This window comes from Hyphomicrobium sp. (genome assembly GCF_019744875.1).
In the GTDB taxonomy this organism is placed as follows: domain Bacteria; phylum Pseudomonadota; class Alphaproteobacteria; order Rhizobiales; family Hyphomicrobiaceae; genus Hyphomicrobium_C.
In genome coordinates, this window is the sequence record NZ_JAIETU010000002.1 from 320,019 (window position 1) to 334,004 (window position 13,986).

The 13,986-nt window shown below is 62.7% G+C and carries 16 protein-coding genes; 7 read left to right on the plus strand and 9 right to left on the minus strand.

Features of this window, described 5'->3' with window-relative positions:
• Positions 1–2: 2 nt before the first annotated feature.
• The 6 genes from K2Y42_RS01615 to K2Y42_RS01640 form a co-directional block, all read right to left on the minus strand.
• A complete protein-coding gene (locus K2Y42_RS01615) occupies positions 3–878 on the minus strand; it encodes a hypothetical protein (protein ID WP_291147726.1) in 876 nt (291 codons plus the stop codon).
• Complete coding sequence (locus K2Y42_RS01620) at positions 875–1,924, minus strand: MoxR family ATPase (protein WP_291147728.1); 1,050 nt, start codon at positions 1,922–1,924, stop codon at positions 875–877. The genes K2Y42_RS01615 and K2Y42_RS01620 overlap by 4 nt, the downstream gene beginning before the upstream one ends.
• 145 nt (positions 1,925–2,069) lie before the next feature.
• Positions 2,070–2,360 (minus strand): methanol dehydrogenase, encoded by a 291-nt coding sequence (locus K2Y42_RS01625; RefSeq protein ID WP_291147730.1) that lies wholly within the window; start codon positions 2,358–2,360, stop codon positions 2,070–2,072.
• Between the two features lie 96 nt (positions 2,361–2,456).
• Complete coding sequence (gene moxG, locus K2Y42_RS01630; protein WP_291147732.1) at positions 2,457–3,035, minus strand: cytochrome c(L), periplasmic; 579 nt, start codon at positions 3,033–3,035, stop codon at positions 2,457–2,459.
• A 48-nt stretch (positions 3,036–3,083) separates the two neighbouring features.
• A complete protein-coding gene (gene moxJ / locus K2Y42_RS01635) occupies positions 3,084–3,962 on the minus strand; it encodes a methanol oxidation system protein MoxJ (RefSeq protein ID WP_296205406.1) in 879 nt (292 codons plus the stop codon).
• 217 nt (positions 3,963–4,179) lie between these two features.
• Positions 4,180–6,012, minus strand: a complete 1,833-nt coding sequence (locus K2Y42_RS01640; RefSeq protein ID WP_291150135.1) for a methanol/ethanol family PQQ-dependent dehydrogenase — start codon at positions 6,010–6,012, stop codon at positions 4,180–4,182.
• 545 nt (positions 6,013–6,557) lie between these two features.
• On the opposite strand from K2Y42_RS01640, the gene K2Y42_RS01645 reads away from it, so the two are divergent.
• Entirely contained in the window at positions 6,558–7,040 is a 483-nt protein-coding gene (locus K2Y42_RS01645) for a hypothetical protein (RefSeq protein ID WP_291147734.1), read from the plus strand.
• A 20-nt stretch (positions 7,041–7,060) separates the two neighbouring features.
• Entirely contained in the window at positions 7,061–7,741 is a 681-nt protein-coding gene (locus tag K2Y42_RS01650) for a response regulator transcription factor (protein ID WP_291147736.1), read from the plus strand.
• A gap of 98 nt (positions 7,742–7,839) precedes the next feature.
• Here the strand turns inward: K2Y42_RS01650 and K2Y42_RS01655 are convergent, their stop codons facing one another.
• The 3 genes from K2Y42_RS01655 to K2Y42_RS01665 all read right to left on the minus strand — a co-directional run bounded on the left by K2Y42_RS01655 (position 7,840) and on the right by K2Y42_RS01665 (position 9,579).
• Positions 7,840–8,466 carry a hypothetical protein gene (locus K2Y42_RS01655; RefSeq protein WP_291147737.1) on the minus strand — a complete coding sequence of 209 codons (627 nt, stop codon included), beginning with the start codon at positions 8,464–8,466 and terminating at the stop codon, positions 7,840–7,842.
• A gap of 132 nt (positions 8,467–8,598) precedes the next feature.
• A complete protein-coding gene (locus K2Y42_RS01660; protein ID WP_291147738.1) occupies positions 8,599–9,051 on the minus strand; it encodes a DUF3617 family protein in 453 nt (150 codons plus the stop codon).
• A 24-nt stretch (positions 9,052–9,075) separates the two neighbouring features.
• The gene (locus tag K2Y42_RS01665) at positions 9,076–9,579 is read right to left on the minus strand and encodes a hypothetical protein (RefSeq protein ID WP_291147739.1); all 504 of its coding nucleotides are present in this window, start codon (positions 9,577–9,579) and stop codon (positions 9,076–9,078) included.
• Between the two features lie 445 nt (positions 9,580–10,024).
• Here K2Y42_RS01665 and K2Y42_RS01670 point away from each other — a divergent pair, with 445 nt between their 5' ends.
• From K2Y42_RS01670 to K2Y42_RS01690, 5 genes are all read left to right on the plus strand, one after another.
• Positions 10,025–11,929: a methanol/ethanol family PQQ-dependent dehydrogenase gene (locus K2Y42_RS01670; RefSeq protein ID WP_291147741.1), complete on the plus strand. Its 1,905-nt coding sequence runs from the start codon at positions 10,025–10,027 to the stop codon at positions 11,927–11,929.
• 119 nt (positions 11,930–12,048) lie between these two features.
• Positions 12,049–12,756, plus strand: a complete 708-nt coding sequence (locus K2Y42_RS01675; protein WP_291147743.1) for a pentapeptide repeat-containing protein — start codon at positions 12,049–12,051, stop codon at positions 12,754–12,756.
• A gap of 11 nt (positions 12,757–12,767) precedes the next feature.
• The gene (locus tag K2Y42_RS01680; RefSeq protein WP_291147745.1) at positions 12,768–13,226 is read left to right on the plus strand and encodes a hypothetical protein; all 459 of its coding nucleotides are present in this window, start codon (positions 12,768–12,770) and stop codon (positions 13,224–13,226) included.
• Positions 13,227–13,243: 17 nt separating this feature from the next.
• Positions 13,244–13,669: a cytochrome c-550 PedF gene (gene pedF, locus K2Y42_RS01685; protein WP_291147747.1), complete on the plus strand. Its 426-nt coding sequence runs from the start codon at positions 13,244–13,246 to the stop codon at positions 13,667–13,669.
• Positions 13,669–13,986 carry a hypothetical protein gene (locus K2Y42_RS01690; RefSeq protein ID WP_291147749.1) on the plus strand — a complete coding sequence of 106 codons (318 nt, stop codon included), beginning with the start codon at positions 13,669–13,671 and terminating at the stop codon, positions 13,984–13,986. The genes pedF and K2Y42_RS01690 overlap by 1 nt, the downstream gene beginning before the upstream one ends.

The window sequence follows — 13,986 nt, forward strand, 5'->3', positions numbered from 1 at the left end:
GCTCACGCCCCCGCTGCGAGATGGGCGCCGAGGCGATCCCAGGCTATGTGATCGGTAATCTCAAACGGCTCACGGCCGTAGCGTGCGGCAAGCGAGCGAAAAAAGGACCGGCGCGCCTCGATCCTCCTTTGCCACTCGGCCCGGAGTGAGGGCCTCATGGCGACGAGACGGCGCCGGCCAGTTTCGAGATCGGAAAGCTCCAGGAGCCCCCACGACGGCAGCTCCGCATTTTCGCGCGAGTCCGAGATCCGGATGGGCACGACATCGTGCGTGCTCAGCTCTTCGAACACCGCTTCGATCTGCTTCTCGGGGAGCAGAAAGTCCGACACGACGATCACGAGGTTGCGCTTGCGGCCCACGCGGCGCGCGGCGTCGACAAGCCCGGATGCGCCCCGGCGCAGGGGAACATAGGTGCGGATGGCGTCGACCATCTGCGGCTCGCCAGCGCGGGAACGCTGCGGCGCGACGCACAGCTCCTCGCGGATCGTCTCGTCGGCGCTGAAGAGGGCGAAGGTGTCCCCTGCCCGGCGTGCGGACGCTGAAAAGACCTGCGCAAGATCGGCCGCGATGGCCATCTTGCGGGCCGCGCCCGAAAACCCCATCGAGCCCGAGACATCCAGCAGCATCGTGACGCCGATCTGGCTTCTCTCCTCGAAGCGGCGCACGTGCAGGGCGCCGAACGGATCGCGCATCGTCTGGCGCAGATCGATACGGCGCGGGTCGCGGTATTCGAGCAGGCTGGCGAGATCGCGGAAGACGCCCCCCGAGCCCGCGTGCGTGCTGCGATGGGCTCCCTGCCGCAGCGCGCGGCTGCGCCAGATGATGCGATAGGGGACGTCCGAGAGCGCGTTGTTCGACGCCATCTCAGTGGCCGTCATGGCACCGGTATCCGATCGAACAGCGCGCCGATCAGCTCGCGCACGATGGTTTCGCGCCGCAACTCATAAGCCGGTTCGAAGAAGATGCGGTGCGCCATGGTCTCGAAGAAGACATCGCGCACATCCTCGGGCAGCGCTGCCGAGCGGCCGTCGAGCCAGGCGGCGACGCGGGCCGCGCGCACGAGATAGCTCAGGCCGCGAGGGCTGGCGCCTGCCGCGACGAGACGCGCGGTGTCGACACCATCGATGTCGATGCCGGCTGCCTTCGGGTTGCGGACGGCCTCCCAGAGGGAGAGCACGTAGCGCTCCAGCACGTCGCTAGTCTTTGTCTCGTTCTGAATGGCCCGTCCGACATCGTTCAGCAGATCGTGCTTGAGGATGCCTTGCTCGAGCTGCCCGATCAGCCGGTCGCCATCGTGGTAACGCGTATCGAACGCGAGGGCGCGCCGCGTGGCGTCGTCCGACGGAAGCCCGATGGCGATTTCCATCAAGAAGCGGTCGCGCGCGGCGGCCGGCAATTCGAACGTTTCTTCGCGCTCGACGCGGTTGCGGTCTGCGAAGACGACGAGATGCGGAAAGTGGAACTCGCGATTGAATGCGGAGACGCTGCGCTCGGCCATGATGCGCAGGAGCAATGAATGCACCTGGGGGCGGGCGCGGTTGATCTCGTTGAAGAAGAAGATTGCGAGGTCTTCGCCCGCACGCAGCACGGGCCCCTCCTCGACGCGCGGTCGGCCATCTTCGGCGAGGTACGTGTGGTAGATGAAATCGCCGGGCATCAGGTCGATGGTGCCCTCGATGCGCTCGTAGGCCCCGCCCACGCACCGCGCGGCGGCGCGCAACAGCGTCGTCTTACCGACGCCGACGTCACCTTCGAGAAGCACGTGTCCACGTGCGAAAAGCGCAATCGTAAGCAGGCGAATGACGCGCTGCTGGCCGACGACGGCCTTGGACACTTCCGTTTCGAACTTCTGGGCGCGCTCGCGCCATTCGCGCAAGTCTATGCGTTCGGCCACTTCGCCGCTTTCCCTTCTGTCGAGCGCCATCTTTGACCTCGCGGCGCGCGGAGCCGACCCGTCGCCCATTCAAAAGGAGGTGCGGCCGAAGCCGCACCCCAAGAACCCTCGGAGAGGAAGCAGAGCACTTTGCAAGCGTGGCACCGCAGCCGAGGAGACTAGAACGCCGAAGCTTCTAGAGCTTCGATACGTCGTAAACCCACTTGCCGGTCTTCTTGAAGTGCTCAGCGCGCTTCTTGTTGCGTGCGTCCTGGCCGTCAAGAGCAGCCTGCTGCTTGGCGAGCTCAGCCGGGTTGTGCTTCGGATCGTACTTCGAGCCGGCCACCTTATCGGGATAGCCAGGCTTGGCTTCCCAGCAGTTGCCGGGGGCCTTGCACTTGGTGCCGTCGTAGGCGCCGGCTGCACCGGCTCCGATCGCGAGCACAAGCGCTCCTGCTGCAACGGTGACAATAGACTTGATCGTCATGGGTCGTTCCTCCAAATCGTCTTCCACTTCGAGCGGTTTCATCCGCCTTGACACCCACATGCTGTCGGGAGCGCCTTTTACAGGGCGCCTTGCCGACTAGTTTGCGGATACCTTGCACTCATCCCCGTCGGCGGCTTTGGCGCTGCCGTCCGCGGACGCGTGTTCTTCGGGCTTGTATGGCTTGAACGTCTTCTTCTGCTCTTCGGTCAGCCAATCGGCATCCGCGACATCGCCTGAGTAGATGTGGCGGATCCAAGCCATCAACTTCAGAAGCTCATCGAGCGTCAGATCGCTGTGCGGGCCCATCATGCCTTGCGCGCCGCCGTAGATCGTCTCGAAGAGACCTTTGTCCGTCTTGTTCTTCGGGTAGGTCCAATAGTTGTCGGCGAGACCCGGGCCAACCTTGCCTTCGCCCACGTGGCCATGACAGCCCGAGCACGACGTCAGGTAGACTTCTTCACCCTTCGGCAGGCATGCCTTGACCTCGGTGTAGAGGTTGACACCGCTTTCGAGGAAGTGCTTGACCGCTGCCGTATCGCGCCCTTCCGGATTGGAAGATTCCGGCACCTTGAGATCGTCACCCGTAATCGTGTTGCGGAAAGTTTCCGCCGCCACGGCCGTTCCGGTAATCATCGCGGCGACCGCCGCCATCACAACAAGTGCCTTGCTCTTCATCGTGTAATCGCCATCCATTCTTTAACGCTTGATCTGTTCAGCCGCGTCTTACGAGCGCGGCAATCCTCCGACGAGCGGGATGCCCTCGTCCTTCAGGATTTCCTCGATCTTCGGCTTTGCTTTCTCGAGCGCTGCTTCGAGCGCGGCGAGAAGAGCCTTGTCATCCTTGCGGACGCCGGCAGACTGGTCGAAATGGTGCGGAACCTTCTCGCCGTCGCTGCGGGTGTTGTTGTCGGGGATGACGGTGAGCATGATCTTGTCGGAGGCCTTCGCGTAGCGGGCCACTTCGGGTGCAAAATTGATCGCGACGTCAGCCGTGCCGTCGGCGACCTCGTTGACCATCCGCTGGGGCGGAATGCGCGTGAACTTGTTGCGCTTGTCCTGGAAGTTGGTCAGCGAGTGCATGTAGTTGAAGTGCTCGCGGAAGAGGCCGATCTTCTCGAGCATGATCTGGGCAGGCGATCCCGGCGTGAAGCCGATCTTGGACGCCTTGGCGAGGTCCGGGCTCGACCAGTCCTTGATGTCGAGCTTAGTGTCCTTGCGCTGGATGAACACGTAGGGCGCGCGGTAGTACGGCTTGGTCGTCAGGACGCGATCGTCGCCGGTGTCGAGGCCCATGACAACGTCGCAGCGCTTCACGTCCAAAAGATCGCGCACGAGGTAGATCGCAGGCTTGTTCAAGTAGACGAACATCGGGCTGCGGCCCATGGCTTCCGCCAGCGCAATTGCGATCTTGTTCTCGAAGCCAGAGCCGTCGCGGTTCGAATAGGGGAGCTCATCGGCGGCGGCGCAGATGCGCAGAGCATTCGGGTTTTCGACGTCATCGTCGGCGGCAAGCACCGGGGCCGCCATCAAGCCGGCTGCGAGAGCCGGCGCGGCAAGGCCGAATTTCATAAACGCGAAGCTGAAGGAGGCAAAACGCTTCATAGTCTCTACCCTTGGGTTTCCTCTTGTGGTTTCGGGCCTGCCGTCTGTTTTGCTTCCGGACACGGGCCCGGGCTTTGCGGCTTGGCTCGGCGCACACTCCATCCCGGACGCTTCAGATGCGTCTCTCGCGGTTGTGCGGCTTTTAGCTAGGTCGTGAAGAGCCGCCGCAGTGCCTCATTGAGGTTCGGCACTGCGGCGACCGTTAGTTCAGGCTGGATCAGCCCTTGCTGTCGAACTCACCGACGTTGATGTCTTCCGAGTAGGGGTTCTTGCCATCGAGCGAGAACACCTGGAGGCCACCACCCATCTGCGTGTAGTTCTGCAGGTTCTTGAAGGCGCCAACCGCACCGAGACCGGCCGTCGGATCCTGGAGGTCGAACACGAGGCCAACGCCCGGCCAGCCACCGACGCCGTACATGATGGCGACGTACTGGGTGCCCTTGTGCTCATACGTCATCGGGTGACCGATCACGCCCGAGGGAAGCTTGTACTTCCAGAGCAGCTCACCGGTGTCAGAGTTGCGAGCCTTGATGAAGCCATCCAGCGTTCCGTAGAACACCAGGTTGCCTGCGGTCGACAGCGTGCCGCCCCAGACAGAGAAGCGCTCCATCTTTTCCCACTTGTACTCGCCGGAGATCGCGTTGTAGGCCTTGATCTGACCGAGGCCGAGGTAGTTCTGGCGATCGCCCTTCGGGCCCGGGTACATCCACAGCGTTGCGCCGACGAAGAACTGGCCGGCACGATAGGGAAGCATGAAGGGCTCCCAATCCATGCAGATGTGGTTGATGCCCATGAAGAAGAGTTCCTTCGTGGGATCGTAGCTGTCGTGGCCCTGGTTGTGGTAGCCCATGGCCGACGGGCAGATTTCCTTGCCCTTATGGTCCATGCGCGTGCCGTACTCAGGATCGCGAACCGGCAGACCCGACTTCAGGTCGACCTGCTTTACCCAGTTGACCGTGTCGTCGAGCTTGTTAGCCGAGACCAGGTCGCCGTTTTCACGGTCGAGGGTGTAGACGATGCCGTTACGATCCGGATGGGTCAGAAGCTTACGCTTCTTGCCAGCCTTGTCGGTCTGTTCCGACAGGATCATGACGTTGACGCCTGCGTAGTCCCACTCGTCGTGCGGGGTCTTCTGATAGCCGAACTTGGCCTGTCCGGTGTCCGCATCGCGGCCCCAGATGGTCATCGTCCACTTGTTGTCGCCCGGACGCATGGTCTCGTTCCACGGCGCCGGGTTGCCCGAGCCGTAGTGGAAGAGGTTGGTCTCGGGGTCGTAGGCGTACCAGCCCCAGTTCGTGCCGCCGCCGATCTTCCAGGCGTCGCCTTCCCAGGTGCCAGTGCCGAGGCCCTTCTGGCCGTAGTGCGGGTTGGCGCTGTTGAAGTCGGCTGCGAGGCCCACTTCGTTGTCCGGACCGGTCGCGTAAACGCGCCAGACCTGCTCGCCCGTCTTGACGTTGTAGGCGGTCGTGTAACCGCGAACACCGAGCTCTGCACCCGAGGAGCCGACGAGAGCCAGATCCTTGATGACGTAAGGAGCCTGAGTCAGCGTCTGGCCGACCTTGATGTCGCCGTTCTCAACCTTCCAGTACTCTTCGCCGGTCTCGGCGTTGAGGGCCACAAGGTGAGCGTCGAGCTGGGTCTTGATGATCAGCGCAGGCGTCTTGCCGTCGCCCGGCCAGTAAGCCAGACCGCGGTTCACGAGGTCGCAGCAAGCGACCGAGCGTGCGGCCGGGTCCTGCTTCGGCTTGTGCTGCCACAGGATGTGGCCCGGGTCGTTCAGGTCGAGAGCGAACGTGTTGTTCGGAAACGAGGTGTGAACGTACATCACGTTGTTGACAACGAGCGGCGTTCCCTCGTGCCCGTGCAGCAGACCCGTCGAGAACGACCAGGCAGCGCGGAGCTGCTTAACGTTCTCGGTGCTGATCTGCGTGTTGGGGCTGTAGTTCTGAGAGCTGTAGTTCTTGCCCGGCATGACCCAGTTTTCGTTGCTCTTCGAAAGCTCATTGAGCTTGTCGTTGGCGAACGAAACCGAAGCCGAACCCACTTGCATGGCGACCGTCAGCGCGACGCAAGACGCGCCTGCCAGCAGCCCCGTACCCAGGTGCTTCATCATTCCCTAAACCTCGCGTTATCCATCCCAAGGTCGCGGCAGTTCCCGCGTTGCGCTCCGGAGGGAAAAACCACCCGGCGCTGGCGCGGCCTGCCACTGTTCAAATTCGCGATGGCCACTGACCAATTCTCGGACATCGCGAGCACGTTTCGATCCGCTCGGCACGCAGAGGACTTAGCTATCCGCTGCGACATTGCATCTCGTTCCGTGGGCTCACGCTAGACTGCGACTTTCGTATCGGTCTCTAGTCCGACTGGCAGACATCAGCGGGAAACAACTGCAAACCCGCCGGGCTAGTGCCGGTTCACGGCTCGCATGTAACTGTGTAACGTTTTTGTGATTGCGCTCGGGAGCAAGCTTGTGGTGTTTCAAGGCGAACACGACGCAGCGCATGCGTCGGCGGACGCATTCTTGAAGAGGCTTCGACCAGCGTGCCTTGCTCTCGACATCAGAAACTGATCGGCGCGCCGGTGCGGACTTCGTCCGTGATCGCAGCCATTCTGATCGGCACGATTACAATCGGCGGGTGCGGCGACGAAGCGACGACCGAGCATGCGAAAGCGCCTGCGAGCGGCGAACCTGCCTACACGGTCAAGTGGCTCGAGGTTTCGAGCCCCTTGAGCCCGGCCCAGTGGCTCGTCAGCAAGCGCGACAATACGTTGAAGCCGGCCGACGACGCCGACGTAATCACCGTTGCAGACCGGCTCGCCGCTGCAAACGAGCGATATCGTGAAGGCGAGCGCATGATCGCCAATCGCGCCTCGCAGCTTTCCGACATGCTCGCGCCGCTCGGCATCGTCGAGAGCCCCATCGAAATTCTGGACGATCTCACGAGCATTGCCGGAGAGGTCAACCAAACGGAAGGCTTCGGCGCAATCAGCCAGCACTACTTCAATCTTCGCGTTGCGCGCGTCGAGCGGCAGGACGCGCTTGCCGCTCTCAAAACCCACTATGGACCACGGCGCTAACACTTCAGGATAGACTTCCCATGGGACTAGATACTCAAGGCGCAGAGCAGCTCCGCGTCCTTATCATCGACGATCATCCGTTTGTGCTGCAGGGCTGCGCGCGCATTCTCGAAGAGGCGGATATCGCGCGCGCGCTTCAGTCCGGCGGTCTCGCTGACGGTTATCGCCAATATCGCGCGCATCATCCGCACGTGATCATCGTCGATCTTTCAATCAAGACCGCGACGCTCGGCGGCCTGTCGTTCGTGCGCCGCCTGCGGCTGCACGACAAGCGGACGCCGATCCTCGTGCTCAGCATGCACAGCGATCCGATGATCATCCGCCGCGCGCTCGAAGCAGGCGCGACGGGCTATCTTCTCAAGGACGCGCCGGCTGAGGAGTTTCTGAAGGCGTTCCATTGCGTGCGTCAGGGCAAGCCCTATCTCAGCCACGAGGTCGCGTCCGAGATCGCATTCAGCGACACGCGCCACAGCGCCAATCCTCTCAACGCGCTCACCGTGCGCGAACTGCAGACGCTGTCGCTGATCTCGGAAGGGAAGTCGTACGGCGTGATCGCCGACGAACTCAACATCAGCTACAAGACCGTCGCCAACACCACGTCGCAGATCAAGTCGAAGCTCGGCGCGCGGAGCCTGCCCGAGCTGATGCGCCTTGCGATCCAGCATCTGCCCGGCCCGTCCGGCCGGCGCGGCAAGGAATAGCTCGCGCCTCCCACATCGATCCTGAATAACAAAAAATGGCCGGGCATCTGCCCGGCCATTTTGTTTGTGCCGCGTCGATTGGTACGCGAAGACCAGTTTCAGCCCGGAGCTTTGATCGCGATATCGGCCGGCGTCGAGAACGTGCCGTCGAACAGGCGCGTCGCGCTGGCGCCCTTCGTCACGACGTTGCGCGCCGGAAGACCAGTCGCCTTGTCGACGTAGAGCGTCTGCACGTTCGGCTCGTCTTTCGGCTTGGCCTGGTCACCCTTCGCCTGCTCCTCGACGGCCGACGGAAGCGTCGCCTTGTAGGCGACATAGGGTTTGCCTTCGAACGTCGTCTCGCCCAGGCACTCGTAGTCGATCTTGCTCTTGGCGGGCTCGGCGATGGTTTCCTTGAGCTGCTTGGAGATGACCTCGGCGAAATTCGCGGGCACCTCGGACCAGCCCTGGCCCTGGTTGGACCAGACCTTATCGCCGACGGCGATGGTCTCCATCTTCTGCGGTGAATCGCCGAGGCTGACGCGCTGGTGCATGCGGTCCGGCAGGAGATAGTCGACCGTCATGGTCAGCGAGCCCTGCTGCTCGTTGACGATCCGCGTCTCGAGGCGGAAGCTCTTCCCGCTCCGCAGCTTGGAGAAGGCCTGGTCAACCTCGCTCTTGCAATCGGCCTGCGCATGACCTGCGAGGCCCATCAAAACCGCGATTGCGACAACGACTGTCCGCACCTGAACTCTCCATTTTTCTTCGGTTTGAGATCGAATTTCACTTGCCGGTCTGCGCCGCGGCGTGTCGCGGCAAATTCAGATGGGATTTTTTCCGGATGGCGCCGCACGCCCGCTCCGGCGGTGCGTTTCCGGTCACGGGGGCAGACATTGCTGGCCGACGTACTTCGCGTCCACCGTGACGGCCATGGAGGCCTGGCCATTGGCGGGCGGATCGAACGTCATTTTCGTAATGCCGCGGTACCACGTCTGGAAATCACCGGTGTAGAGCGTGCTGATGCGCTCCTCGCCAAGCTTGGAGCGGCACACAACGTTGACAATCACCTGATCGTCGAAGCGTTTCACATCCGGCTCGGCGCAGGTGCTGCCAGCCGAGGGAACCGCAATGCTGTCGGCGGGCGCGATGCACGCGTCGAACTCGGTCATGCCAAGCTCGGCGGAGACGCTGGTGATGCGCCAGTGCCCTGCCTTGCGCACCGGCAGTGGCTCTGCGAATGCCGTCGCGGTCTTAACGCTCACGCCGAGCAGCATGGCGCCGAGCGCGACTGACGAAGCCACCAGACGCGAAACCACAGATCCTGTCCTCATGGCACTTGGCACCTCAGCGGCGTCCTACTGGACCGTGGCCTTGAGGTGGACGGCGAGCTCGGCTCCGGGCGTGTATTCCTTGCTCGTGCGCGCCAGCCAGTCGGCGACGTTCTTGACGCGCTCGGGTGAGATCTCCTCGTTCTCCCGCGCGATCCGGGTCACGAAGAAGCCGTCGCCAGCCCGCATGCCGACCCACTTCGAGCCGTCGGGCGCAACGTAGCGCACCACGTGGGCGGGCTTGGCTGCGCCGTCCGCTTCAACCGTGAACTTCGCGCCGTCCGCGTTCCAGCTCGCCTTCTCGCACTTGCCGTCCCAGCCGAGGTGCGTGAACGCTGCGTGATCGTCGCCGAGCGATTTACCGGGCTCCGAAAGGGAAAAAACATGTCCGCGCCAGCGGGCGGTGACATTGGCCCCGTCACAGCTTTTGAAGTTCAATTTGTTGTCCTCGAACGCCATCGTCGAGGCTAAGGCTGCGGAGGCAACGAAGGGGGCCGACAGGGCGACGACTACTCGCAGCAACGTGCGCATTCTGATGCTCCAAACCACTTTATCTAGGGATGCCGGGCGCTGAATTTGACGGGATATTGACCGCGACCCCTCGGCCTTCAAGGCTTATCTTCCCGGCGGCTCTTTACATGACGCGAACGTGAAATAGCGTGTGCAATTACTTCCCGCCAATAATGGGAATTCACGCCCAATGCGGCCAACCCACCACGACGCCATTTGTTTTCCGCGAAAGGTGGCAAATCGTCCAACGCGTTGCATTTACGTGATTATCTTGACGTATTCGGGAACTAGTCTGGGCGCTACTGGGAATTTATGGAATTTCCATATTGTCCATTGGTCTACATGAGATCGCGAAACGCTCATTGTTCGCCAAAAGGCGAATAGACGCACATTTCAAAAACTGAATTTCTCGGGCAGGGGCGGATTTCGAAACTCGCCTCGTTAAAATGAAACTGGGAGAAACGCCATGCAACGTAGACACCCCCTTCGGGGCGTCAACGCGACGCTTTTTGCGGCCGCATCGACACTCGCGATTGCCGCCTTTAGCGGCACCCTCACCGCGCAAGCCCAGACGGGCTCCAAGCCGGTGAGCTGGGAAGACATTCTCAACGACGAAAAAACGCCCGGCGACGTGGTGAGCTGGGGTATGGGCGTTCGCAACCATCGCTACAGCGAGCTCGAGCAGATCAACGCAGCCAACATCGGCCAGATGAAGCCGGTCTGGTCGTTCTCGTTCGGCGATGAAAAGCAGCGCGGCCAGGAAACCCAGGCCCTTGTCCATGATGGCGTGATCTACGTCACGGCGTCCTACTCGCGCGCCTTCGCGCTCGACGCCAAGACCGGCAAGAAGATCTGGTCCTACTCGCACCGCCTGCCCGACGACATTCGCCCGTGCTGCGACGTCGTCAACCGCGGCGGCGCTCTCTACGGCGACAAGTTCTACATGGGCACGCTCGATGCCGGCATCGTCGCTCTCGACCGGAAGACCGGCAAGGTCGTCTGGAGCGAGAAGTTCGAAGACCACACCGCCGGCTACACGATGACGGGTGCGCCCTCCATCGTGAAGGATCAGAAGACCGGCAAGGTTCTTCTCATTCACGGCTCGTCGGGTGACGAGTTCGGCGTCGTCGGCCGCCTCTATGCGCGCGACCCCGACACCGGCAAGGAAATCTGGATGCGTCCGCTGGTCGAAGGCCACGTCGGTCGTATGAACGGCAAGGATTCGACGCCGACGGGCGATCCGAAGGCTCCGTCGTGGCCGAACGCCAAGGACGGCAAGAAGGTCGAAGCCTGGAATCACGGCGGCGGCGCTCCGTGGCAGACGGCGACCTATGACGAGAAGACCAACACGATCGTCATCGGAACGGGCAACCCGGCTCCGTGGAACCATCACTATCGCTCCGGCCCGAACGGCGACTGGAAGCCCTACGACAGCCTTTACACGTCGGGCCAGGTCTACATCGAGCCGTCGACCGGCGAGCCGGTCGGCTTCTTCCAGCACACGCCGAACGACGCGTGGGACTATTCGGGCAACAACCCGATCACGCTGTTCGAAATGGAGAAGGATGGCAAGACGGTCCGCGCCGGCGCTCACGCCGACCGCAACGGCTACCTGTTCATCACCGATCTCGACAAGCTGACCGCACGCGACGGCAAGATCTCGAAGCAGGTCGGCGGCGCGCTCGGCATCTACCCGATGGTGCCCGACATCACCTGGGCAAAGAGCTGGGATGTCGCCAACGGCCGTCCGAACGAAGTCGAAGGACAGCGTCCTCCGGCACCGGCTGCCGGCGAGCAGAAGGGCAAGGTCATTCAGGTCACGCCGAACTTCCTCGGCGGCACGAACTGGATGCCGATGGCCTACAGCCAGGACACCAAGCTGTTCTACATCCCGACGAACGACTGGTCGGAAGACTACTGGACCGAGAACGTCACCTATAAGAAGGGTGCCGCCTACCTCGGACAGGGTTTCCGCATCAAGCGCCAGTTCGACACGCACGTCGGCGTGCTTCGCGCGATGGACCCGGCAAGCGGCAAGATCGTGTGGGAACACAAGGAAGAAATGCCTCTGTGGGGCGGCGTGCTCGCCACCAAGGGCGGCTTCGTTCTCACCGGCACGAGCGACGGCTACGTGAAGGCCTTCGACTCGAAGGACGGCAAGCAGCTCTGGTCGTTCCAGACGGGCTCTGGCGTCGTTTCGCAGCCTGTGACCTGGGAAGCTGACGGCAAGCAGTACATCGGCATCTCCTCGGGCTACGGCGGCGCCGTTCCGCTTTGGGGTGGCGACATGGCCGACCAGACCAAGCAGGTCAGCCAGGGCGGTTCGTTCTGGGTGTTCGAGGTGCCGCGCACCACGGCTTCGAACGAGTAGTGCAATTGGCTTGAGCGGCCGGATAAACCTTCCTCTCCAAGCCGCTCGAGACACCAGACCGCCAGCGCGACCACGCCGCGCTGGCGGTTCCCTCCGTTCTCAAGCACGGGACTTGCCGCATGACCGGACGCCGACTTCTGCGCGGTGCGAAGCCGCTGCTTCTTGCTATTGCCACTGTGATTGCGGGTGACGCGGTGCCGGTTCAGGCCGATGCGCAGGGCTACCCCATCATCGTCAACAAAGAGCCGCGGCCCGAACCCTGGGTCATCAACGGCTGCACGATCGCGCCGAAGACCACCTGCGAGGGCGCCGATCTTCGGCACGCCGATCTCAAGGATGCCAACCTTCAGGGCGCAAATCTCAAGGGCGCCATTCTTGCTCGCGCCGATCTTCGGCACGCCAACCTGCAAGGCGCGGACCTGACGGGGGCCAATCTCGACGGCGCGCGTCTCACGATCGCGTTCATCCAGGGCGTCAAGATGCCGGGCGCGTCGCTCAAGGGCGCCGACCTCTCCTTCGTTCGCATGAACAAGGCCGATCTGAGCAACGCCGACCTGACGGCCGCGACGCTTGAAAAAGCGATGGCCAAGGGCGTCAAGTTCATCGGCACCAAATTCATCAACACGGACGTCCAGGAAACGAAATTCTACGAGGCCGACCTGTCGAATGCCGTGTTCGACGGTGTGAAGATCCGGTTTGCGATCTTCCAGGATGCCTTCATGGAAGGCTGCAAGGGATGTCCGCTGACCTGGCAGCACGGCGAGCGCGTGTGGGAAACGAACAAGGAGCGGTGGGAGCCCGCTGCGCCCGAGCCGGCGACCAAATAACGGTGGCCCGCATGCGCGCAGCGCCTCATCTCCTCGGCAACGCCGGCTTCGGCTGCATCGCGGCCCTCATGCTCCTGGCCTTGCCGTGCGTCGACGGGGTTGCGTTCGCGGGCGATCCAAGATCATCGGTTCAGACGTGCCTCGGCATCGCGGCCGACAGCGAGAGACTGGCCTGCTACGACCGCGAAGTCCGCAACCTCGTCGCGCCGACATTTTCAGGACGCCTGAGCAAGACGACCGATCGCTTCCAGATCGATGGGCCGACGGTGCTTCGATACCAAAGCGACGGTCCGATCTTCGTTCTCTATCTCAAGGCGCCCGACGACACCGTGATCCAGAACCTCCACATCGGCGGCGGGGGCGAGGACAGCTACCTCATCGACCGCCCAGGAACCTACTACCTCGACGTCAGCGGCAGTGAATCCTGGCGCATCTGGCTCGAGCCGCAAAGAGACATGAAGACCAATTAGCAAAGAGGCACTTTCCGATGACGTTGCGCGCTGCTGTTGTTGCATTTGCCATTCTGTTCGCGGCACCGACCGCGGTTCTCGCTCACGGCGACGGAGCCCCGCAGCCCGTCGACACGACCGGCCTCGAGCCGCTCGGAGATGAGTGGCGCGGCACGAACCCCTATCGCGACGATGCCAAGCAGAAGGCTGCCGCCATCGAGATCGGATCGCGGGGCTACAATTCGAACTGCGCCCGCTGCCATGGCCTCGAAGCGAAATCCGGCGGCATGGCGCCTGACCTGCGCGAACTCGGCGAGAGCGAGACGGAAGACGCCTGGTTCATCTCGCGCGTTCTGCAGGGCGCCGTCGTCAGCGGCCGCCAGAAGATGCCTCCCTTCGAAGGGCTGCTCAATCAGGAAGCCATCTGGGCCATCCGCACGTACATCGACTCTCAGCCCGACTGATGCTGACTTTGCGGGTCGTAGCGCTTGCGTTTTCGACGGTGGCCGGGCTCGGCTCTCCGGCGCGCTCCGAAATTCACGACTACATGATCCTGCGCATGCTCTATCTGGGCACGACGTGCGGCGTGCAGAAGCTCGAGCGGCTGGATGCCGGACGGCCGGACTGGCGGCGGTTCAAGGCCGAATGCCGTGACGTCTCCTCGTATCCGCACGGTCTTTTCGTGATCTGCACCGATCCCGACGACGATCGCCACTGCCGGGCAGAAACGACGGCGCGCGAGTTCGACAGCCTGGAGCTGCTGCGGCCCAAGGGAGAGTGA

Excerpts from the sequence above, each read along its gene's own strand:
- K2Y42_RS01670 (WP_291147741.1), top strand. The coding sequence starts at position 10,025 with ATGCAACGTAGACACCCCCTTCGGGGCGTCAACGCGACGCTTTTTGCG.
- moxJ (WP_296205406.1), bottom strand. The coding sequence starts at position 3,962 with ATGAAGCGTTTTGCCTCCTTCAGCTTCGCGTTTATGAAATTCGGCCTT.
- moxG (WP_291147732.1), bottom strand. The coding sequence starts at position 3,035 with ATGAAGAGCAAGGCACTTGTTGTGATGGCGGCGGTCGCCGCGATGATT.
- pedF (WP_291147747.1), top strand. The coding sequence starts at position 13,244 with ATGACGTTGCGCGCTGCTGTTGTTGCATTTGCCATTCTGTTCGCGGCA.
- K2Y42_RS01690 (WP_291147749.1), top strand. The coding sequence starts at position 13,669 with ATGCTGACTTTGCGGGTCGTAGCGCTTGCGTTTTCGACGGTGGCCGGG.
- K2Y42_RS01680 (WP_291147745.1), top strand. The coding sequence starts at position 12,768 with ATGCGCGCAGCGCCTCATCTCCTCGGCAACGCCGGCTTCGGCTGCATC.
- K2Y42_RS01640 (WP_291150135.1), bottom strand. The coding sequence starts at position 6,012 with ATGCAAGTGGGTTCGGCTTCGGTTTCGTTCGCCAACGACAAGCTCAAT.
- K2Y42_RS01615 (WP_291147726.1), bottom strand. The coding sequence starts at position 878 with ATGACGGCCACTGAGATGGCGTCGAACAACGCGCTCTCGGACGTCCCC.
- K2Y42_RS01650 (WP_291147736.1), top strand. The coding sequence starts at position 7,061 with ATGGGACTAGATACTCAAGGCGCAGAGCAGCTCCGCGTCCTTATCATC.
- K2Y42_RS01625 (WP_291147730.1), bottom strand. The coding sequence starts at position 2,360 with ATGACGATCAAGTCTATTGTCACCGTTGCAGCAGGAGCGCTTGTGCTC.
- K2Y42_RS01660 (WP_291147738.1), bottom strand. The coding sequence starts at position 9,051 with ATGAGGACAGGATCTGTGGTTTCGCGTCTGGTGGCTTCGTCAGTCGCG.
- K2Y42_RS01665 (WP_291147739.1), bottom strand. The coding sequence starts at position 9,579 with ATGCGCACGTTGCTGCGAGTAGTCGTCGCCCTGTCGGCCCCCTTCGTT.
- K2Y42_RS01620 (WP_291147728.1), bottom strand. The coding sequence starts at position 1,924 with ATGGCGCTCGACAGAAGGGAAAGCGGCGAAGTGGCCGAACGCATAGAC.
- K2Y42_RS01675 (WP_291147743.1), top strand. The coding sequence starts at position 12,049 with ATGACCGGACGCCGACTTCTGCGCGGTGCGAAGCCGCTGCTTCTTGCT.